Source organism: Bradyrhizobium ivorense, assembly GCF_900696085.1.
GTDB lineage: Bacteria > Pseudomonadota > Alphaproteobacteria > Rhizobiales > Xanthobacteraceae > Bradyrhizobium > Bradyrhizobium ivorense.
In genome coordinates this window covers 108,802-127,790 of sequence record NZ_CAADFC020000011.1, presented here as the reverse complement: position 1 = coordinate 127,790, position 18,989 = coordinate 108,802, and the positions used below count along the sequence as shown (strand labels likewise).

Below are 18,989 nucleotides of genomic sequence, written 5' to 3'. Positions count from 1 at the left end.
AAAGTCGCTTGAAAGGAGGTTCGCAAGCAACGAGGCCGTTGTCGAAAAGCCTACGCTTCCGCGATCGGCCGTCGTCTTCGCAGCCGATAGCGGATGTAACGTCGGCCGCGCCGTTATTGAATACTTCACTGCGCATCTGTCGGGCGCTGACGCGGCAATGCGCAGGGCGAGATCCGGCGGTCGTGTTCGACAAGTCGGCCTGATGGCAGCTTATCATTTGCGCCGTTCGAGCGAGCCGCCCGAATGTGCGAGCGTGCCGTTATCCAGTGCACGTCGCGGTCGCGGGCTCCTCCGGTGCGAAGATCATTGCAGGGTCTGATAGAGGCGATAGAGGAGCCGGGCGCGCGGCTCAATCGACGAAATGTAGAGTTGCTCGTAATGGGTATGGGCGCCCTTGCCGTCGACGCCGAGACCGTCGAGGGTCGCGGTATGCGGCGCGGTGAAATTGCCGTCCGAGCCGCCACCGCTGAAGACATCGAACAGCCTGAAGCCGAGCTCGGCGGCAAGGCTCCTGGCGTGTTCGTAAAGTGCGGCGCCGGCGTTGCTCTTTTCATACGGCGGACGGTTCAATCCGCCGATAACCTTCACGCCGACACCAGGGGTGCGCGAGGTGATGCCGAGGATCTTCGGTGCCAACTCGTCGGCGTCAGCCATGGTCGGCACTCGCATGTCGACTTCCGCATAGGCTTCTTCGGCGATCACGTTGGGCTTGGTGCCGCCACGGACGACGCCCACATTGACGGTGACGCCACGCTTGAGATCGTTCATCGCCTCCAGTGTCTGGATCACATTGCCAAGTTCCCGGATCGCGCTGCAGCCATCTTCGGGGCGCGCACCGGCGTGGGCCGGCGTGCCCTTGACGAAGACCTCGAAGCGCGCGACGCCTTTGCGTCCGGTGACGATCTTGCCGCCGTCGCGCGCGGGTTCGGTCACCAGCACATACTTGGCCTTGCGGCCCTCGGCCTCGATCAACGCCCGCGAGGTCGGGCTACCGATCTCTTCGTCCGATACGTAAAGCTGGGTGATGCCGAGCGGAGGGCGGACATCATCGGTGCAAATCTGCCGGAACGCGTGATACGCGAGATAGGCACCACCCTTCATGTCATAAATGCCGGGGCCGAATGCCCTGTTGCCCTCGACTTTGAACGGCAGGCGCTCGATGAACCCCATCGGATGAACTGTGTCGAGATGGCTCAGCACGAGAATGCCCGGTACGCCTTGCCCCCAAGACGAGCGTGTGACCAAATGATCGCCGTAGCCGTCACGTCCTGCAACGCACTCGACGCTGGCCGACAAGTCACGATAGCCCGACGCGACGAGATTAGCCAGTTTGTTGACCTGATCCGGCCGGTCCGTTGGAGACTCGATCTCGACCCAGCGGCGGATGCCGTCGAGAATCACCGCGGCTTCGAATGGGTTGCTGGACATAGATCTGACGTCCTTGAATTCGACTTTCATCGTTCGCAGAAGATCGTGATAAAATCCATTTGATCGCATCATGATCTAGCGCGAACACCTTCAGAGTCGCCAACTGTTATGGGTCAGGTAGGCCTCTGAAGTCTAGGTCTTGCCGCAGGCGAGGATGCCACGCCGGTTGAAATAAACGGAGCTACCAAGTTTGGTAGGATACAATTATGCAAGCTCGAGAGCCGTTGGCTGTTCTCGTGAACTGTAGCTCTTCTGGTCAATTCCTCCGATAGCTGCGCAGCTTGCATTCCCCTGCCATCTTTTCATCGGCCTCATGGCCGCTTGCCATTATTTTGTCTTCATGCGTTTCTGCGATTCTTCGAGCGACCCGGCATCCGCAAGAGGTCGGAAATGAAAGACGCGATGAGGATGTCCACGCGCACCGACCTTGAAGACCTCGATGCCAACGTCGGCGACAAGATCAGTGGTGTCTACCGGCGCATGCCGACGCTAAACAGCGGTCGGTTCGCCCTAATCGAGCAATCTCGTGAGTGCGTTCTGGTGCCTGACGGCCGGTGCTGGAGCGAGCGCGAGGACAATGGTCGCGGTCAGGTCGGCAGAGAGGGAATATCCTGTCGATCGACATCAAGCGCGGCATGGATGATAATGAAGGACTCACTTCCGTTTGGCGCTCGTCGCGGCAAAAAAACTACCGACGTCGGATGTCTTGACCAGGACGGAACCGGGGGCGTCTCCTGGTGAGAAGAGACTTGGCGCGAGCGATCTCCTCGATCCTCGACCTGTTCTTGAGGAATGCTTCCACCCGCCCGTCTTGCCCCAGACCATCGGCACCGAAATGATCGTCCAGCGCTTCGCGACTGGCTGCGCAGCTGACCGTCCCGCCGAGTTCCTTTCCCTGGAACGTCACGACGTCGCGGCTGAAGCCGTAGCGAGCAGGGGGATTGTCGAAGGAAAGATCGATGCCCGGAACGATCGGACGAGGCGCGCCAATGGTCCTGAGCACCGCGTCCCGAACAGGGGCCGCAAGCAACGCAAGCCCTTCGAGCATCAATCGGCGCCATTTGGGACCGCGAGCGTGAGCGTCCTCCCAGGCAGATTTCAGCTCACGGGGGCGCATTTCGGCCAGGGCCGCAAGCAAGGCCTCGGCCTGCTGCAGGTCCTTCGCGCTTTGCAAAACCGTCTGGCGCCTGGGGAAGATGATGAGCTTGTGGACGGCGTAACGCGACGGAGCCGGCACGTGCACGTAGATGCCGGCGCCATGCAGGATGACCGTGGGCTCGGGATCGCGGATCAGAAAATCCAGGAAACGCAACGGCTCGGCGTCTGCGTTTAGGGCAGACAGCTTTTGGGGGCGGGCGGTCTCTCTGCCCTGATGGGAGCGTGAGAAAGTCGACGCGCAAGCCGCCTTTGGCGACATAGCTGGTCGCGCGGCGGCCATCAGATGCGTGAGGAACGGCACGAAAAGATTTGTCGACTTCCTTTAACACCTCCAGAACGGGCGGCGTGGAGTCCTCGACCGCGACCGAGACATTCTTGAACTGCTCGGTCTGCAGCGAGCCGGCGGAGAGGCGAGCGCCAAGCATCGCAGCATAGGCTTGGTAGGCGATCGTCCCGACGAGCACGCCGCGAAGGCGAAAGACTGCCGCCTCGGCAAGTGCCGCGACCAGATCGCCGATCTCGGGAATGGGGCGAGGAAAACTGAATGAACGGACCAGCGTGGAGACAAGCGCCCGGCGCTCGGTTCGCCTTCGCGAACTTCCCGGTGGTAGGCGATGCGCTCCAGGAGTTCTGGCGTATCCGGCCTGACATAGCGCTGCGATCGCTCGGCGCCGGTGCCGGTCTGGTTAACCTTGGTTCGGGGCGTCGAATCAGCGCGCCCGATTCCGACCTCTTGTGGTCCATGCCTGCCTCGGGCGCGCTCTTGTTCGCATCAAGAGTTGTCCAGCTTGAGCGGGTAGCTCACCTTTTGTACTGGCGCGGGGACGCGGCTCGCGGGAAAATACGATATGTGCCTTCGTGACGCAGATCATGAAAATGCAGGTCATCGATCTTTAACTCGTCGCAGGCTCGCGTGAACGCCGTACTCACCGAACGGTGCTTGTAAGGGAAATTGCACTCAATCAAGCAGCAAGGTTCGAAGCGCGCCCCGGAAGTTGATCAATGGATCACCGCGGCCTACGCGGGTCGCGATAATTCGTCCGATAAAGATGGTATGTGTGCCAATCACCTTGTGATCGTACAAGACGCATTCGAGCGCACAAAATGCGTTCGGCAATAGCGGCACATCGAGGACGCCCTGTTTCCAGGGCGCGGTATCGAAGCGGTGAACACCTTTCGCCCCCTCCTGACCGCCAAAACGTAGCGCAAGGTCCTGCTGGTCACTGCTCAGAAGGCTGACTCCAAAGCTGCGACTGGCGAGTATCCCGTCATGCGTCTCCGAGCCGCCTTTTATGCCAACGAGCAGGCACGGTGGCTCCATGCAAATGGAGGTCACCGAACTAACCGTCAGTCCACGTCGTTCGGCGTCCTTTCCGGTCGCCACGATGGCGACACCGCTCGCCAGATTTCGCATGGCCTGACGGAACTCGGTCGCTTGGACAGATGGAATATCCCGAATTCTAGGAGGGGACTGGTGGCTCATGACCTGCCTCTGGAGTTTTATTCCAATTCTGGTGTCACCGTTACGCGCGGATGACCTTGATCCATTTGCGCCTGCTGTTGGTCGCACGGTATCATATCGCGCAACCAATGGTTGCTCCTCTCGCCGGGCAGTTCAGCGCGAGGAGGTTTCCCGCTTGGGAGTGCCCTGTTGATGCACGTGGCAGCGGCGACAGGCAATTCTGCCCGCTGCATCGATCGCGACGCCGAATCCATGGACAGTCCGGCCGGATTTTTTCCGCATGTAGCATGCATAGGCACGCTAATTTACTCTCAAGAGAACACGCTTTTTCGCATCGAGAAGATGCTCATCCAGCGTCGCGTGCAGCGCACCTCGTAGCTCCGGCGGGATCGAGCCGTCCGTGTCGATCAATTCCCGAAACTTTCGAATGATGTGTTCTATCGTTGCAATGGATCCGAGTGTTTCCATATCCTGTGAGGACATTCCAGATTGTCTCCCTTGGAGCGCGGCGCACGACCACTTCGTCGCGGGCTCTGACTTCAACGGTGTGCCGCAACAGGCTCTTGTCGCTAAAGAAGGGTGGCTCTCGTGCCGCCTGCTTAAGGCGAATTGTTTGATCAAGGCGCGGACGGGCGGCAACATCGTGTTCGAAAGCTCGCAGAAGCAGCGCGTGTTCGCAGGCCGCGATCCCTTCGCCCTCATGAGCGTTGGTCGTGGTCAGAACGTTGGCCAACTCGGCTGTCACGCGTTGGAAACCGTGATCAGGCGCTTCAGTCGAGCGGCCGCGGCGCCGCGATCAAGTGAATCTTTCCCAAGTGCAACGCCCTCCTGCAGCGTCGAGGCCCGACCGGCTATAATCAAAGCCGCCGCTGCATTCAAAAGCGCGGCGTCGCGAAATCGACTTGGCGCACCATAGAGCATGCTTTGGAGCGCGGCGGCGTCGGCATCGCCGCCTTCCAGCGCCTCCTTGCGGCAGCGGCGGAAACCGGCTTCTTCCGGCGTCACTTCGAACGTGCGGACTGTACCCGCCTCAAGCGCTGCGACAAAGGTCTGGCCGGTAAGGGTTATTTGGTCGAGTCCGTCGGAGCCATGAACCACCCATGCCGATTCCGCACCAAGGTTCTTCAGCACATACGCCAGAGGCTGGACCCATTCGCGAGAAAATACCCCGACGATCTGCCGCTTGACCCTGGTCGGGTTGGACAAAGGTCCGATTAGATTGAAAATCGTGTGGGTCCCAAGTGCGCTCCGAATCTGGCCAACGCGCTGCATCGCCGGATAATGGGGCGCCGCAAACATGAAGCCGATGCCAGCTTCGTGCACGCAACGCGCAACTGCCTCAGGCTCAAGGTCGATCTTCACGCCGAGGCGAGCCAACACCTCTGCGGCGCCCGAACCTGAGGACGCAGTGCGGTTCGCATGCTTAGCAACAGGAACGCCGGCCCCGGCGACGATAAAGGAGGCGCATGTCGACACGTTGACCGACCACATGGGGCCGTCGCTCGTGCCCGTGATATCAATGGGATCGCATGCCGCCTTGACCCGGGGCATTCTATCTCGAATCGCCGAGGCTGCACCGGTAACTTCTTCGACCGTTTCGCCGCGGACCCGCATTCCCATCAACAAGCCGCCGATCTGCGAAGGGGTCGCGCGTCCCGACATCATGCTGTCGAAGGCTAACGCGGTTTCCTCACGCGTCAGAGTGGCGCCGCTGGCAACTTTGCCGATGATTGATTTAAGCGCTTCCATCGAACTTTCCACGATCCCTGTCCAAAGCTGAGGCTCGTCCGTTCAACGGGGGCGTTGAAGAGACATGGCATTGGTGCATCGAAGCAGCTGCCGGCCCCATCCCGGGCGGCTGATACTTTATTGACCTTGCGTATCGGTTGGTGGGGCGCGGGGCCCTAGGTTGAGGCTACAACCTGACGCTACGTGAGGGTCAAGCTCTCCATTTTATGATGCTGTCAGGACAGCTCATCCGATCTGGTCCTCGGAAGCCTGCGGCCTGCGGGCGCCGCGTCGTCGAGCGTTGAAGCGAGCTTCCATTACCTGCTTCGGGTCGAGGCCCGACCTCATGGCTACCAGAAAGTAGCCGGCCAGATTGCAGGTGAAGGTGCATAGAACGTCACGAACACTGTGCTCTACGGCTTTTCACGGATCGGCCATCATCGAACTCTTCCTGCTGACGATTGCGGAAGGTGGGATATCTCAAGCTGCATCCCGCGTGCGGTCCTGCTTTACAGCCGGAACACGCCGTACTGCGGCGCCTCGATCGGCGCATTGAGCGAGGCGCTCAATGCAATTGCGAGGGCGGTTCTGGTGTCGACAGGATCCAGGATGCCGTCGTCCCAAATTTCGGAGGTTGCATAATAGGCGCTCGATCGTTCGTGATATTCTTCAAGAATTGGCTCTCGAATGGCTGCCAGTTCCTGCGCGGAGAGGCGTCCGCCCGCGCGAGCCAACTGTCGCGCCTTGACGTGGGTGAGGACGCCTGCGGCCTGCTCGGCGCCCATTGCAGATATCTGAGAGTTAGGCCAGCTGAACACAAATCGAGGATCGAACGCGCGTCCCGACATAGCGTAGGCGCCCGCTCCGTGCGAGCTATTGCAAACGATCGTAAACTTTGGCACGGACGCTCCGGACACAGCCATGATCAGCTTAGCGCCGTCCTTGGTGATCCCACGCCGCTCATATTCGCGGCCAACCATGAAGCCCGTGACGTTCTGGAGGAAGAGCAGGGGCGTCCGATTCTTGTCGCATAATTGGATGAAATGAGCGCCCTTCAGCGAGCTATCGCTGAACAGCACGCCATTATTGGCAAGGATCCCGATCTGATATCCATGAAGCCGCGCAAAGCCACAGACGAGGGATGTCCCATAACGCGGCTGGTACTCATGAAATCGGCTGCCATCGACCAGACGAGCAATGATCTCTCGCATGTCGAACTGCGCTCGCGTGTCCTTTGGAATGATACCGTAGAGCTCGGAAGCATCGTAAGCGGGCGGCTCAGAAGCCACTCGATCGATCCAGGTGTTCGCCGGTTGGCCGAGCCGAGCGACGACGTCGCGGGCAATCGCAATTGCATGCATCTCGGAGCTTGCGACGTAATCACTGGTGCCCGACACGTTGGTATGCATGAGGGCGCCGCCCAGATCTTCGGCGGACACGTGTTCGCCGGTGGCAGCCTTTACGACCGGGGGGCCACCGAGAAAAATCGCTCCCGTACCCTCGACCATAATGTTGTATTCACTAAGCGCGGGGACGTAGGCCCCTGCCGCGGTGCAGTGGCCCATGACGATGGCGACCTGCGGCACTCCCATCTTCGAGAGAATGGATTGATTGCGGAGTATTCGACCGGCGTGGTAGCGATCCGCAAAGAACTCCGCCTGCAAAGGCAGGAACCCCCCGGCGCAGTCGCACAGATGAACCACCGGCAGACGGTTTTCCATGGCGATATCCAGGGCCCGCACAATCTTCTTGACCGAGAGCGGATACCATGCGCCGCTTTTCACGCTGGCATCGTCGGCATGAACAATCACCTCCCGGCCCGCCACAATGCCGATGCCGACGACCTGCGCGGCGCCGGGCACCTCGCCATCATATGCCTTGTTAGCGGCCAGCGTGGAAAGCTCTAGGAACGGAGTTTCCGGATCGAGCAAGGCTGCGAGTCGCTCGCGAACAAACAGTTTGTTCTGTCGACGCAGTCGCTCGAAGTCCCGTTCAGGCCGGTGGAAGCGGGCAGCGCGTTGCCGTTCCTTCAATTCGGCCGCTAGCTGTCTGTTGTGGAAATCGTTGCGGCGAAACGCTTGCGAGTTAACGTCCGCTACGGAACCGATCCGCTGCATTTCAGCGCCCTTCCTCGGAGAGCGTGACCAGCACAGCGTCACGCTCGAAGCTTTCGCCTTCCTTGACGTGAATCCGATCGACGATGCCGTCCTGTGGTGAGCGTATGATCGTTTCCAGCTTCATGCTCTCAATCATCATCAGCGCCATTCCCGCCGAGACTGATTGGCCAGGCGAAACGGTAGTCGCAACAACTGTGCCAGGCATCGGCGCACGGGCGATTAGAGGGCGTGTTTCGTCATTCGAGGAAGTGAGCGCTCGCAACGGGTCATTGTAGCGCACAATGCGGGTTCTGCCGCGTATATGCAGGTGAATCAGGTCGCCATCGATGGCGAACCTGACCGGTTCGCTCTCCCCCGCAATGGTCAGGATGCCGCTGCTCTCACTGTGATGTGTGAACGCGACGGGGGCAATCACTTGGTCGCGCAAATGGAGCCGATAGCCCTGCTGGCTGGTCGAAAGCCATAGCCTATGCTCTACGCGGTCGACCTCGAATGAGTGATACACGTCAATTCCTCCAGCTGCCGAGTGCTGCGTGAAGCTCAGGCACGGCGTCAGCGGAAGCACGCACCGGTCTCGTCAGCAGAGCGGCCGATGCCAGGAACGCAGACAATCCGGTAGCAAAATTGTCCGCTGCCAGATGCGGGTTTTCTTCAAGGTATCCCGTGTGGAACTGACCGCTGAGAAATGCCTCGTCAGCTAGGACCCGGGCGAGTAGGCTTGCATTGGTCTCACACCCAAGTAGAACAAGTTCTCGAACCGCGCGATGGGCCTGCAGAGCAGCCTCTATGCGGCTTGGTGCATGCGCGATAATCTTTGCAAGCATCGGATCGAACGCCGGCGTGATGTCCTGGCCTCGCATGATGCCGCTGTCGATCCGTACGCCGTCCGGATACTCGAGAAGAAGCACTTTGCCAGTGGTTGGGACGTATCCGCGTTCGGGAGCCTCTGCGTACAGCCTGAGCTCGATCGCATGCCCGTTCGAGGCAATATCGGATTGCGAAAAAGCAAGTTTGCAGCCCGCTGCGGCATAAATCTGTTCGGCGATCAGGTCGACGTCAGTGACCATCTCGGTCACTGGATGCTCGACCTGAAGGCGGGTATTCATTTCGAGAAAGTAGAAGTCGCCTTCGCTGAGAATGAACTCAACCGTTCCAGCATTTTGATATTGCGCTGCACGGGCGATGCCGACCGCGGCTTCGCAAATCCGTGTCCGCAATTCTGGTGATAACGCGGGCGAGGGTGTCTCCTCTATGATCTTCTGGAAACGGCGCTGCACCGAACATTCGCGCTCGAAGAGATGGACCAAGTTACCGAAGGCGTCGCCCAACACCTGCACTTCGATGTGTCGCGGGATTTCGAGATATCGTTCGACATAAAGTCGGCCATCTCCAAAGTAGCGACGCACTTCACTGCGCGCCTGCTCGATGGCTGCTTCCAATGAATTTGGGTCGCGGACAATCCGCATGCCCTTGCCCCCACCGCCCAGTGTCGGCTTCACGAGCAAAGGAAATCCAACAGCATGCGCTCTCGCAACAAATGTCGTCGGATCATCTTCTTCGATGGCGCAGGGAAGGACTGGAAAGCCGTTGCGCTGAACGAAGTTGCGGGCCCGGATCTTGTCCCCCATGAGTTCAATGGCTACCGGAGCAGGCCCGATGAAGGTAATGCCAGCCTCGATCACAGCTCTGGCGAACTCCGCACTCTCGGAAAGCAATCCATAACCCGGATGCAGAGCCCCAGCGTTCGCCTCGCGAGCGGCAGCGATGATCTGTGCAATGTCCAGATAGCTCGCCACCGGCGTGCGGCCGCTGATCGGAATCGCCAAGTCGGCCATGGAGACGGCCGGGGTCAGGGCGTCTACCTCGTGGTAGGCAATTGCAGAACGAAGTCCAAGCTTCCGTAACGTTTTGATGATTCGTGCAGCTATCTCGCCCCTATTGGCGATTAGAACCGTATCGAAGGGTAATGTGTGCATTCGCCTACCCGGACAAGCGCTGTGGCCAGAGCTTCTGTCAGTTGTGCAATTGGTGCCACTCTCGACGGCCCGCGCTTGATCGCTTGCCTCGGTGGAAGAATCAGGCTGGATCCATTTCTGAGTGTGAGCTGATCGGCACGCTCACGGCTGGCGGTCCCTCACTTTGAGTCGCCGTTCTTCTTGCCAGTATCTCGAACGGAGATCACGTAGCGACACTGCTGGCTGAGGCTCGCTTGCTTTGATCGGAGACAAGAGGTAATGGCGACACGATCAGGTATGTGGCTGCTGCACAGTCGGAACACGTCCTCCATGCAAGCCTCTTTCTCTTCCGCGGTCGGCGCTTGGTCGCGCGCATTCACCTGTTCGGGGATTACGGCGAACATTGCGATAGCAAGAGCGATCGCGCGGTAGTTGGCATTGAGAAGCGAAGCCGAACGGAGCCGTGGGTTTTGGGTCATGATATCCTTTCAAGCCGGTGGGACAGCGGTTGTTGCTCCCTGCGCCAAACGCAAGATGACCTGACGACCGGAAATTGGGCCCGGGTGCGCGGTTCTCGTTATTTGTCAGGAGGCGTCTAGATTGTCGAAGGTGGTCCCTACTTGTCCAGGATCGTACAATCTGACGCAACGAGCGATTCAAGCCCCTTCGTGGGCTCAATCGTCCGAAGATGTTTGGAATGTGCATGTTTTCTCTGACACGAACGCGTGCGCTAGCCGCCTCGGGTGGAAGAGCCCACATAGTATTGCTACAAGCGGCCATGTATGGCGCGCGGCAGTGTAACCAACGAGATAAGCATCGCTGTTACGTAATTGTACGTAGCGCCGTTGTCGCATTTCTTTGATCTGAGAATTGCATGCTCACCACCATGAATCCGAAAAGTAAGCTCTACGAGCCAGATCACTGGCGAAGCCGTGCGCAAGCAACACGAAAAAAGGCCGAAGCACTCGCTTACGGCAAATCCAGAGATCGGCTTCTGAAGATTGCCATGGAATACGATAAGCTAGCGCGGCGTGCCCAAGACTGGCAGGCCGGCAAAAACGAGAACGATACGTTGTCCGACTATGAGTTGTAAGGGCTCGCTGCGCTCGGGCAGCCGCGTCAAGCGCATATATTGGCTCGCAATTTCATTGGTGGAGCAAAGGTCGCTTCGCGCTTGGCGCGGCCAAGTCTGTTGCATTCTGTACGCGGGGTGAGCCGAGCCGTATGGCGGGGCGTCGGATCACGGGGGAGGGGGGCGCGTGCAATATGTCGATATGACAGCTTGCTCCTGTCGCGATGGGATCGCGACGCTGGCGAGGCCGGCGATGCGATCCCCTGTCGCCATTCTTGCGCGGGCTTCGCAAAGTACGTTTCCGGCTTTAGTTGCGCATCTGGGCGCGGGTAATAGCCGACGTCAGCCGATATCCTGGCGGGTCATATCAGTCCGCCGATTCGAGGCGCCGTCCTCTTATCTCGCCTATTTCGTTTGCGTCGCGAGAGGGCCGCATGTCGTGTCGAGGTAGTCGAGCCAAGTGTGGACTTGAAACAAGTCAAGGAAAGAGGTCTCCACTGCCAAACTGGAGGTGCGCCTGCTCCATCCTCCGCACGATTGGATCGGAACAGTCGCGGCATACGAGGGGTCGCGAAGCCCTCGTGTGCCGCACCATTGTCGAGAGCACCGCCGTCAAGCCTATTTCGCTCACAGGAGCGCTGCGATGATCCACCAAATACCGGCCCAGAGCAGCGCGTTTAGGAGCAAGGCGGCCAGTAGCCACAGGTTCCATTTCGTTTGCGCCGGCCAAGATCCGCAATCAGCGCCATAGTGCGTGATCATGGGGTGCTTTGGTGTACGCCAGTGCATCACTCATCACACGACGCGCTGGCCCACGGAAATAGGCTCGTGTTTGGATGTCTCGTATCACTCATGAGTTTCCCAGTCTTCCTTCAAGGCTCGAGTGTCAGAATTCTGTTCGTATCGTCGCTCAGACGGAACACCTTGCGAATCGCGGCCCTACTTAGCGTTGCAGCGCTCCGGACCGCACAAATAGCCCGTCGTGAATTGACGATCGCATGTGGCGCGTCTTGTTCGCTTCGTTTTCTTCACCACAGCAATCAGCATGCCACGAACGGAGAACTAACCGGCGCCGCTTTGACAAAAGAAAGATGGTATTTGTCGCGTTCAGCGCCATGGACTAGCTGCCCATGGTCGAACTCGCGACACCGATGTCTGAAAGCCAACGCCAGTAGGTGCGTCGCCAGCCACATACGGCGACAATGCGCTCTGAAAGATCGCTGTTGATCGCAGTTGAGTCTGAGGCAATAAGCCAGGCTAGTCTCCTTCCCTGACCGCTAGCTGACGAAGAGCCGCTGAGATGGAAGAAGGGTGAGATGTTGGCAGCTCACTCAATGACATGTTCGGCTGAGCCGTCTGCAGCTCCGATGCGAGCTGGTTCGAGTTTGCGCTCTTACAGCCTGACCATGGTCACATAGATGACGCATTGGCACTGTTTCAAACCACGAGAAGCGAGTGCTGCGACCTATCGAGTGCCCGCATGGCAGCACGGACCGAGGCGCCGTCCCTTTCGAATCATAGTGGCGGCAGCGCGCGCGGTTTTCGAGCCATAATGGAATCTACAAGCGGGTATCGCATGCGATCAAATGGAGCCGCCGGGATGACAATCGGTCCATCGGCGAAGAGTTGATGGGCCATGATCGGCCTCGGCCCATTTCATATGCCCAGGCACATCACCAGCTGATCTGCACGGGTAAAGCAATGAATACTTGTTTTGACGTGCCAAGGCTCACAGGCTGATCTGCCTGAAGGCTGGCGCTGTTCGGCGATGAGAGGCCAGGCCTGTCAGCATAGATGAGCAAGATGGCCCACGTGAGGCTCGACGCGGTGACGAAGTCGTCCACCGGGGCCAGCCGTCGGGTTAACCATGGGTGTATAACTGTGGCCGATTCGTATCGAGCGGATCGTGTGCGGCCACGCAATCAAGGGGCCAATGAGAGCGTTCGTCGCGTCCTCAAACACGATGTGAGCGTTCGAAAACCAATAGTTAGGAGAGCAAGTGATGATGGACATCTGCGTCTTTCTCAGCAGATGGTTCGCTGAAGAGTGGTTTTGGAACGCTGGGCTGAGGACCGAGGTGGCGCCGGTTAATCAGTCGCCAGACAACGTCATCTACGTCGACTTCAAAGCGATCCGCGAGGCAAAGGAGGGGACGTGCGAGCGCAGATCATAGAAAAGCTTGAGGCCGGCCGGGTAAGATACGGCCAGTTCGCCAGCGTTCCTGGATCAGGCCCTTGCGGCTTGTTTCTTGTGCAGGGGCCTTGCGGGTGTGAACTCAAGATCAGTGGATTAGTTCGTCCTAGTTGGGAGCACGTCGCTGTCTCGACGCCGCGGCGTTGTCCAAACTGGGAAGAGATGAGCTTCGTAAAAGACCTGTTCTGGGATGAAGAGGAGTGCGTGATGCAACTGCATCCGCCTCATTCGCAATATGTGAACAACAGCCGGTATTGCCTGCACCTGTGGAAACCTACTCATCGGGACATCCCAATGCCGCCGCCGAGCTTTGTAGGCATAGTTGGGCTAGGACCATCCGAAGCGGCAATGTTATTTGCACGGATGAGTGCGACAGCATGACGGGTTGCATCAACAGCGTCCGCTTGGAAGAGGGCGCTGGGACAGCGCAGAAAGGTCGGTTCTGCGCCGCCGGAAGGCAGCGCGATCGGCGGACATATCGGGCTTTTTCTGCCAGTTGCAACGTGCGGGGGGCGCAGCCGGAAATCCTGCCGCCGCGCAGGTGGCCGTTAAAGTTCGCTAAATCCGCAAGAGTTGTCTCATATGCATCACCGCGGCTGCTTTCATTGTGGGCATGATGGGATTGGATTAGATCTTGGCGGCGTTCAGGCCAGTGCTTGTGGAAAGCCGCGTTGAACGTGGGGTAGGAGCAGCAACGGAAGTCGTATCGAGGGCGGGCACCACTTCAAGCGGGACCGCGTGCTTGTCAGCCCCAGCCCCCGCCTGGAACAGAGCTGGCGATCAAAACGGTGTGCCTCCAATAGGGGACATGAACGATATCGTTTCCAAGCTTGTGGGCTCGTCAGCTCGTCGTCAGCTTGCGGCAATATCCTTCACAGGCAGAGCATGAGCATCCCGCACTCGCTCTGAGGAAACGTGCGCTGAAGAGGCAGGCGAACCAACATGTATAATCGAGTGAGCGGACAATCCATAGGCTCCAATCGGGCTGATGAACCGGGTCTGTCGGTGGACAGTGGCAGCTTTGCGCAAGAACTTGCGGAATGCGCGCAGCAGGAGAGCCTGTCAGATGGCGAGTTGCCCGACCAAATGGGGAGCTGCTGCAGCAGGCCACATACCTCAGACGCAAATGTTTACAGTCCAGGCCCCTCCGACTCCAGCACATCCTCCCTGTCCTCCGATTCCAGTTCATCCTCTCCGGCTCGGCCGATCCGTGCTCTGTTCGAATACAGGACCGCTGAATTGCCTGGGGCCAATGTCAACGGTATCTGCGTTGGTTTGGCGGCGGAGTGGCTACTCAATCTCCACAGCAGCCCCTCATCCCGCATGAGCGCTCTGCACCCGGGCGCCCAAAACCATGCCTCGGCGGCAGCGCGGCAGCAGCGATATGCAGAAATCAAGACTCTGTTGCGGAACGATGGGGCGGCAGGTTCTCACAACCTTCAGGCAAGAAGCACAATGCTGCATGAAGCGGGTTTGCAACCCTCCGCCGAACAGACGCGATACAGGTTTGGCTCATCTTCACGCATTGCCCAGATAGTGAACGAAGTCACCGCCGATCCGTCGATCTATTTAATCGGCTTGCGCTTCGCCGCAGGTGGCGGACACACAATCGCAACGTCGACATCGAATGGAATGACGACCCTCTTCGATCCCAATTATGGGGAGTTTACTGTTCGGTCCGATCAGATGGGTGAGGTGTTCAAAAGTCTCGCCGAGCGTTACAGGAACCCGAACCAACATGATATATCGACGGTCGTCACACAAAGGATGGCCTGAGCGTTCGGAGCTTTTAACCAACCTTGCCGAGGTCGCCGGTCTTTTCGCGGCGCGGAGTCGATGGAGACCGAGAACAGCCACGTCGCGTTTAAGGGCAACCAGCCGTGGACTCCGAATCTGCCGCCTTCAGCATGCGCAAACGAGCTGAAATGGAGCTCGCCGCCGCCTGGATCTTAGAGGTTTGCTTGATCGAAGGCCCAATCTCGTAAAGTGAGAACTCGTGCATTCTTTGCGTGCGGGCGTTGATAGCTGCGAATTCGGCCGGAATGTACGGAGCCTGTCGAGACAAAGTCATATGCTGGCGCGGGCGGGGCGGTCCCGCGGTAATCTGGATCGTCCATGATCGCTGCTTCACGTGCTCGTCAGGATTTGCCGATCAGCGTGTTGAACACCAGCTTGCGAACGATGCCGCCCTAAATCACCCTAAATCATCTGCCGCGTTAGTACGTCCATGCTAAGCGTCTGGCGAGCGTCATCATCGAGATCTTGCTCCGGCACGCCGTGAAGCATTCGGATAGACCGAGCGGCAGATCGGCGCCGCAAACTCGTCAGACGCCAAGTGTAGGGTCGAGGGAAAATCGATCTGCGTCAAGCTCGGCTGATTGGTCCAGAAATGAAAGGAGCTGCATCAAACCCAGGACGTCCTTGCTCGAACAGCATTTCCTTGTGTTCGACGTCAATGCTTCCGTCGCCACGTCGGTAGGACTTCAATTGTCCCCGCCGTCACGACGACCCGCTTCGCAAAGGCGTTGAGGGAAGTTTCGCTGTAGCCGGTTGGAACCATTCGGATATTCCTTCGGCAGGCAGGCGACTGCGCCATACTCCGGATCACGTTGCAGTCGTTCTTCAGCGCTTTTCGTTGCGCGGCGGGTACGATAGCCTTTGCGAAAACAATTGTAATCATCGCAGGCGGAAGCGCAATACAACGGACGCCATCCATGGCGTAGATGCATCGCATATTTGGAATTTCGACGGGTTTCTCGATGAACTGTGCAGGCGCAATATGGAGGTCATCTGGATCAATGGCGTTGAAATCGTTCGGGCTGAACCGTGTAACAACTTCTTTGACGCTCAGCGTGGCGAGGCCCCTCCTTTGCATTGCGGCTTCTGCGTCGGCACCAAACCCGGGCCGCGTCGATGAAAATATGATCGCGGCTCACAAAGGTAGGAGAGCCGCTTCCGCTTAAAAGCGCATGCTTTGTACCTCATGTAAGTCAGCATCCATTTGAACGATGCAACGACCTAGAGTCGTCGTTTTGGGGCAGTCCGCCGCTCTTCTATTGCAACGAATGCTTGTGTGCTTGGCCACTCATGTCTCCGCTACATCTGACAGGGGAAGCGAGGCTTAGACCGCCGCTGTGGAACTAGGGTGCCGCCAACCTTGGTAGCGAGGATAAAAACGCTCTGATTCCAGCTGTCTGGAGGAGTCTGCCCGGGTCTTCGGGGGCGAGAGCTTCGTGGCATGTCCATAGCCGCTATCGCCAGCGTGCTACCGATCTGCGGTTGTCCGGGCGGATCGCAGAGCTCCTGTGAAATTCAATCAAAGTTCTGCGCTGGCGGTGCGTAACTCAATATTCTCCAGGCTTCGGAGTAGAAGTGCGCAGGAGTGTCCAGCGGTTGCAAGCCTGTCTTTTGACCGGAGATCGACGCTGACGGCGAGGCCGGGCGCCCAAATATCGTCGCCAAAGCTCCGTTCCGAGCATTCTCGGCAACGGAGTGGAAAACATTTCTGCGTCAATAGCGGCGCTGCGCTTGTTTACAAACGTCGGACCTCGTGAGATGCCGCTCAGAATCGGCTTGCTGCCCTGAGTGTCTCGCGATGTCGGCCGCGACGATGGCAACCATGCATGCATCGGCATCTTTCGACGCGTCTTCTCAATCCCACGACGGCTGTCTAGCGGTGTATCCAGTGATCCTTTGCAGACAAGCGCCTGACACTCGCTCTGTTCGGAAGATGCGAGCCGTGGCTCGTTTGCACTAGACGCGGATCTGGAGGAACGTTAGAGACCTTCGTCAGTGAGGCGCGATGAGTGGCGTTGGATATCAGGTTTATTCGAAAAGCGGCGACGGTGCTATCCGGATCGTTGTTCCCTCCGCAAAGCAAGCTCTCGCCAAGGCAAATGAACTCGCCGAATCTGGAAACGAGATCCTGATCAAGGACCTTGCCGGCAGGGTCCTCGACACGGCGACGATCGTTGAACTCGCCGCGCGCGAATAGATTGCTTGTCTCGGCATCGGTTGGTTCAGCGGTCATGAGACAAAATTGCTCGTTCCGCCTATTCGTGGGAGCGCATTGTGGACCGGAAGGATTGGAAACTCCTTCGCCAACGCTTTGATCTCGGGCCGGTTGTCAGTGATGGCCGCTCGGTCTGGAAGTCGAGAACCGCACAATCCGCCAGCCAGGTGCAAGAACTAGACAGTTGACAACATCCGGAAGCTTGCTCCGCCGTATCTCGCGAGCCCTCCGAAAGTGGCGACGCCCGGGCGCACTGAAAGGGTGATGAGCGATCGGCCTCGAGCCGTCGTTCACCACGACAAGACGGCCGTTTGACGTTCCCTGGCCTTCCCATCGTCGTACGGCGACTCAGAGCGTCCAATCACGACATGACTTTCCTATGCAGCGGCAGCGTGAATTGAAGCGTCGCACCCGGCTTCGGCTTGCGGGCAACTGACAGGCGCCCTCCGTGAGCGTCCACGATTGAACGGCAGATCGAACGTCCCATTCCAAGGCCGCTTGATTTGGTGGTGAAGAAGGGGTCCAAGGCGCGAGTCCGTATCACGCTCAGCGATTCCGACGCCACAATCAGCCACACTAAGCTGCACGTATTCTGCAGCGCGGCTGAATGAGCGAATGACCAGTTCGCGCGCCGCTTTATCGACCGCCTGCATGGCCTCAATCCCGTTCATAACCAGATTGATGATTGCCTGTTGCAGTTGAACCCGGTCACCGACGATCGGTGGAATTAGACATCAGCTCGGTTCGTAATCTCACGCGGTGACTGATCAACTCACGCGTCACCAGCGCGATAGCCTCCTTGACAACGTCATTGATATCGAGAGTCCACGTCTCGATCTCGCCCTTCTTCGCGGATGCGACGGATTACCTCGCTTGCCCGGATTGCATCTTCGACGATCCATTCAACCGAGCTTCGCGCAGCTGGAAGATCATGAGTTTCGCGGCCGATCCGACCGAGGCATGCATCGGCGTTGCTGATAATGGCGGCGAGCGGCTGGCTTATTTCGTGGGCGATGGCCGCCGTCAGTTCTCCCAACGCTGTGACGCGCGTAACATGCGCAAGCTCGGCCTGAGCCGTTCGCAGCTCTTGTTCCGCCTGATCTGCACGAATAGTTGCGTTGATGTCAGTGCTGGCACCACGGTAGCCTAGAAGAGTGCCGGACGCATCGAAGAACGGTTTGCCGCTGGTCCGAATGTAGATCGGAGAACCTGTCTGGCTGAGGATGGGATAGATCAGATCGCGAAACAGGAGATGTGCAGCTAGCGTTGCTCGATGCTGCTGCCATTTCTGGGGTTTTGCCTCAACGTCGCACGCAACGTCCCAACGAGCCAGGCCAATGAGCTCGCCGGCCAAGAGGCCTACAGCGCTCGCGTGTTCCGAAAGATGGGTGCACAGGTGATCCGGCCCGGTCTCCCAGAGTCAGTCCGAAGCCGCTTCGGCGTAGTCGCGAAATCGCTGCTCGCTTTCTTTCAGTGCTGCAAGAGTGTTTTCCAACCGCTCCCTGGCCCGCGTATTGACACGTTGATCCGCGGAAGCAAGCTATGTCCGGACTGGTCGACGCGCCAAGTCGTCGGCATCACCAGTTGGCTGCAACTGGGTTAACGGTCGCGAAAAAATAAAAACCTTCTCCCTACGACCGCTCTCATCCGGCTTTACGGGCCACTTGTGAGATTCGTGACCAATGTCGGAAAGTTGACGAAACGCAGGCCGTGATAAGCCGCAGAAGCAAGCAATTTCAGTTGGCGCGCCGTTTGCTTCGTTCAAGGCGTCAGCACTGATCGCTTCCAGGGGGCGGTTGGCGAGGAGATTACCTATGTTGCGAGCTGAGGTAGAGCGATACGTCGAGTATCCCGCGAAACAACG

General features: G+C 58.5%; 15 protein-coding genes and 3 pseudogenes. 5 read left to right on the top strand and 13 right to left on the bottom strand.

Features of this window, described 5'->3' with window-relative positions; all coding sequences use genetic code 11:
- Window positions 1–303: 303 nt before the first annotated feature.
- The gene (locus CI41S_RS15470; protein ID WP_244626532.1) at window positions 304–1,458 is read right to left on the bottom strand and encodes a M20 family metallopeptidase; all 1,155 of its coding nucleotides are present in this window, start codon (window positions 1,456–1,458) and stop codon (window positions 304–306) included.
- Window positions 1,459–1,818: 360 nt separating this feature from the next.
- Between CI41S_RS15470 and CI41S_RS15465 the strand changes: the two genes are divergently transcribed.
- Window positions 1,819–2,169, top strand: a complete 351-nt coding sequence (locus CI41S_RS15465) for a DUF3363 domain-containing protein (protein WP_139860147.1) — start codon at window positions 1,819–1,821, stop codon at window positions 2,167–2,169.
- On the opposite strand, the gene CI41S_RS44370 is transcribed toward CI41S_RS15465, so the two are convergent.
- From CI41S_RS44370 to CI41S_RS15415, 10 genes and pseudogenes are all read right to left on the bottom strand, one after another.
- The gene (locus CI41S_RS44370) at window positions 2,117–2,476 is read right to left on the bottom strand and encodes a DUF1488 family protein (protein ID WP_244626554.1); all 360 of its coding nucleotides are present in this window, start codon (window positions 2,474–2,476) and stop codon (window positions 2,117–2,119) included. The genes CI41S_RS15465 and CI41S_RS44370 overlap by 53 nt on opposite strands.
- A gap of 90 nt (window positions 2,477–2,566) precedes the next feature.
- Window positions 2,567–3,050 (bottom strand): annotated as a pseudogene (locus CI41S_RS15455) (GSU2403 family nucleotidyltransferase fold protein); the annotation flags it as partial.
- Between the two features lie 373 nt (window positions 3,051–3,423).
- Window positions 3,424–3,537, bottom strand: a pseudogene (locus CI41S_RS44365) (site-specific integrase); the annotation flags it as partial.
- A gap of 7 nt (window positions 3,538–3,544) precedes the next feature.
- Window positions 3,545–4,069, bottom strand: a complete 525-nt coding sequence (locus CI41S_RS15445; protein WP_244622205.1) for a flavin reductase family protein — start codon at window positions 4,067–4,069, stop codon at window positions 3,545–3,547.
- A gap of 279 nt (window positions 4,070–4,348) precedes the next feature.
- Window positions 4,349–4,531, bottom strand: a complete 183-nt coding sequence (locus CI41S_RS15440; RefSeq protein WP_139481518.1) for a hypothetical protein — start codon at window positions 4,529–4,531, stop codon at window positions 4,349–4,351.
- 258 nt (window positions 4,532–4,789) lie between these two features.
- Window positions 4,790–5,797, bottom strand: a complete 1,008-nt coding sequence (gene trpD, locus CI41S_RS15435; RefSeq protein ID WP_139481517.1) for an anthranilate phosphoribosyltransferase — start codon at window positions 5,795–5,797, stop codon at window positions 4,790–4,792.
- Window positions 5,798–6,285: 488 nt separating this feature from the next.
- Window positions 6,286–7,893 (bottom strand): acyl-CoA carboxylase subunit beta, encoded by a 1,608-nt coding sequence (locus CI41S_RS15430; RefSeq protein WP_172626761.1) that lies wholly within the window; start codon window positions 7,891–7,893, stop codon window positions 6,286–6,288.
- A 1-nt stretch (window position 7,894) separates the two neighbouring features.
- Window positions 7,895–8,398, bottom strand: a complete 504-nt coding sequence (locus CI41S_RS43500) for an acyl-CoA carboxylase biotin carboxyl carrier protein subunit (RefSeq protein WP_172626760.1) — start codon at window positions 8,396–8,398, stop codon at window positions 7,895–7,897.
- Between the two features lies 1 nt (window position 8,399).
- A complete protein-coding gene (locus CI41S_RS15420; RefSeq protein ID WP_139481515.1) occupies window positions 8,400–9,869 on the bottom strand; it encodes an acetyl-CoA carboxylase biotin carboxylase subunit in 1,470 nt (489 codons plus the stop codon).
- 158 nt (window positions 9,870–10,027) lie between these two features.
- Complete coding sequence (locus CI41S_RS15415) at window positions 10,028–10,327, bottom strand: hypothetical protein (protein ID WP_244626531.1); 300 nt, start codon at window positions 10,325–10,327, stop codon at window positions 10,028–10,030.
- 395 nt (window positions 10,328–10,722) lie between these two features.
- Between CI41S_RS15415 and CI41S_RS15410 the strand changes: the two genes are divergently transcribed.
- From CI41S_RS15410 to CI41S_RS15395, 3 genes are all read left to right on the top strand, one after another.
- Window positions 10,723–10,941, top strand: coding sequence for a hypothetical protein (locus CI41S_RS15410; protein WP_139481514.1), 219 nt, complete (start codon window positions 10,723–10,725; stop codon window positions 10,939–10,941).
- Window positions 10,942–13,074: 2,133 nt separating this feature from the next.
- Entirely contained in the window at window positions 13,075–13,494 is a 420-nt protein-coding gene (locus CI41S_RS45335) for a DUF7694 domain-containing protein (protein ID WP_139481513.1), read from the top strand.
- A gap of 561 nt (window positions 13,495–14,055) precedes the next feature.
- On the top strand, window positions 14,056–14,889 hold the full coding sequence (locus CI41S_RS15395; protein ID WP_139481512.1) for a YopT-type cysteine protease domain-containing protein: 834 nt from the start codon (window positions 14,056–14,058) through the stop codon (window positions 14,887–14,889).
- A gap of 676 nt (window positions 14,890–15,565) precedes the next feature.
- Here CI41S_RS15395 and CI41S_RS15390 read toward each other — a convergent pair.
- The gene (locus CI41S_RS15390) at window positions 15,566–15,988 is read right to left on the bottom strand and encodes a hypothetical protein (protein ID WP_139860140.1); all 423 of its coding nucleotides are present in this window, start codon (window positions 15,986–15,988) and stop codon (window positions 15,566–15,568) included.
- A 927-nt stretch (window positions 15,989–16,915) separates the two neighbouring features.
- On the opposite strand from CI41S_RS15390, the gene CI41S_RS15385 reads away from it, so the two are divergent.
- Window positions 16,916–17,107 (top strand): hypothetical protein, encoded by a 192-nt coding sequence (locus tag CI41S_RS15385; protein ID WP_139481510.1) that lies wholly within the window; start codon window positions 16,916–16,918, stop codon window positions 17,105–17,107.
- A 379-nt stretch (window positions 17,108–17,486) separates the two neighbouring features.
- Here CI41S_RS15385 and CI41S_RS45155 read toward each other — a convergent pair.
- Window positions 17,487–18,632: pseudogene (locus CI41S_RS45155) on the bottom strand (PAS domain-containing sensor histidine kinase); the annotation flags it as partial.
- Between the last annotated feature and the right edge of the window lie 357 nt (window positions 18,633–18,989).

What these genes read in the sequence shown, in the direction of transcription:
- CI41S_RS15470 (WP_244626532.1), bottom strand. Translation starts at nt 1,458, where the DNA reads ATGAAAGTCGAATTCAAGGACGTCAGATCTATGTCCAGCAACCCATTC.
- CI41S_RS15465 (WP_139860147.1), top strand. Translation starts at nt 1,819, where the DNA reads ATGAAAGACGCGATGAGGATGTCCACGCGCACCGACCTTGAAGACCTC.
- CI41S_RS44370 (WP_244626554.1), bottom strand. Translation starts at nt 2,476, where the DNA reads ATGCTCGAAGGGCTTGCGTTGCTTGCGGCCCCTGTTCGGGACGCGGTG.
- CI41S_RS15445 (WP_244622205.1), bottom strand. Translation starts at nt 4,069, where the DNA reads ATGAGCCACCAGTCCCCTCCTAGAATTCGGGATATTCCATCTGTCCAA.
- CI41S_RS15440 (WP_139481518.1), bottom strand. Translation starts at nt 4,531, where the DNA reads ATGTCCTCACAGGATATGGAAACACTCGGATCCATTGCAACGATAGAA.
- trpD (WP_139481517.1), bottom strand. Translation starts at nt 5,797, where the DNA reads ATGGAAGCGCTTAAATCAATCATCGGCAAAGTTGCCAGCGGCGCCACT.
- CI41S_RS15430 (WP_172626761.1), bottom strand. Translation starts at nt 7,893, where the DNA reads ATGCAGCGGATCGGTTCCGTAGCGGACGTTAACTCGCAAGCGTTTCGC.
- CI41S_RS15420 (WP_139481515.1), bottom strand. Translation starts at nt 9,869, where the DNA reads ATGCACACATTACCCTTCGATACGGTTCTAATCGCCAATAGGGGCGAG.
- CI41S_RS15415 (WP_244626531.1), bottom strand. Translation starts at nt 10,327, where the DNA reads ATGACCCAAAACCCACGGCTCCGTTCGGCTTCGCTTCTCAATGCCAAC.
- CI41S_RS15410 (WP_139481514.1), top strand. Translation starts at nt 10,723, where the DNA reads ATGCTCACCACCATGAATCCGAAAAGTAAGCTCTACGAGCCAGATCAC.
- CI41S_RS15395 (WP_139481512.1), top strand. Translation starts at nt 14,056, where the DNA reads ATGTATAATCGAGTGAGCGGACAATCCATAGGCTCCAATCGGGCTGAT.
- CI41S_RS15390 (WP_139860140.1), bottom strand. Translation starts at nt 15,988, where the DNA reads ATGCAAAGGAGGGGCCTCGCCACGCTGAGCGTCAAAGAAGTTGTTACA.
- CI41S_RS15385 (WP_139481510.1), top strand. Translation starts at nt 16,916, where the DNA reads ATGAGTGGCGTTGGATATCAGGTTTATTCGAAAAGCGGCGACGGTGCT.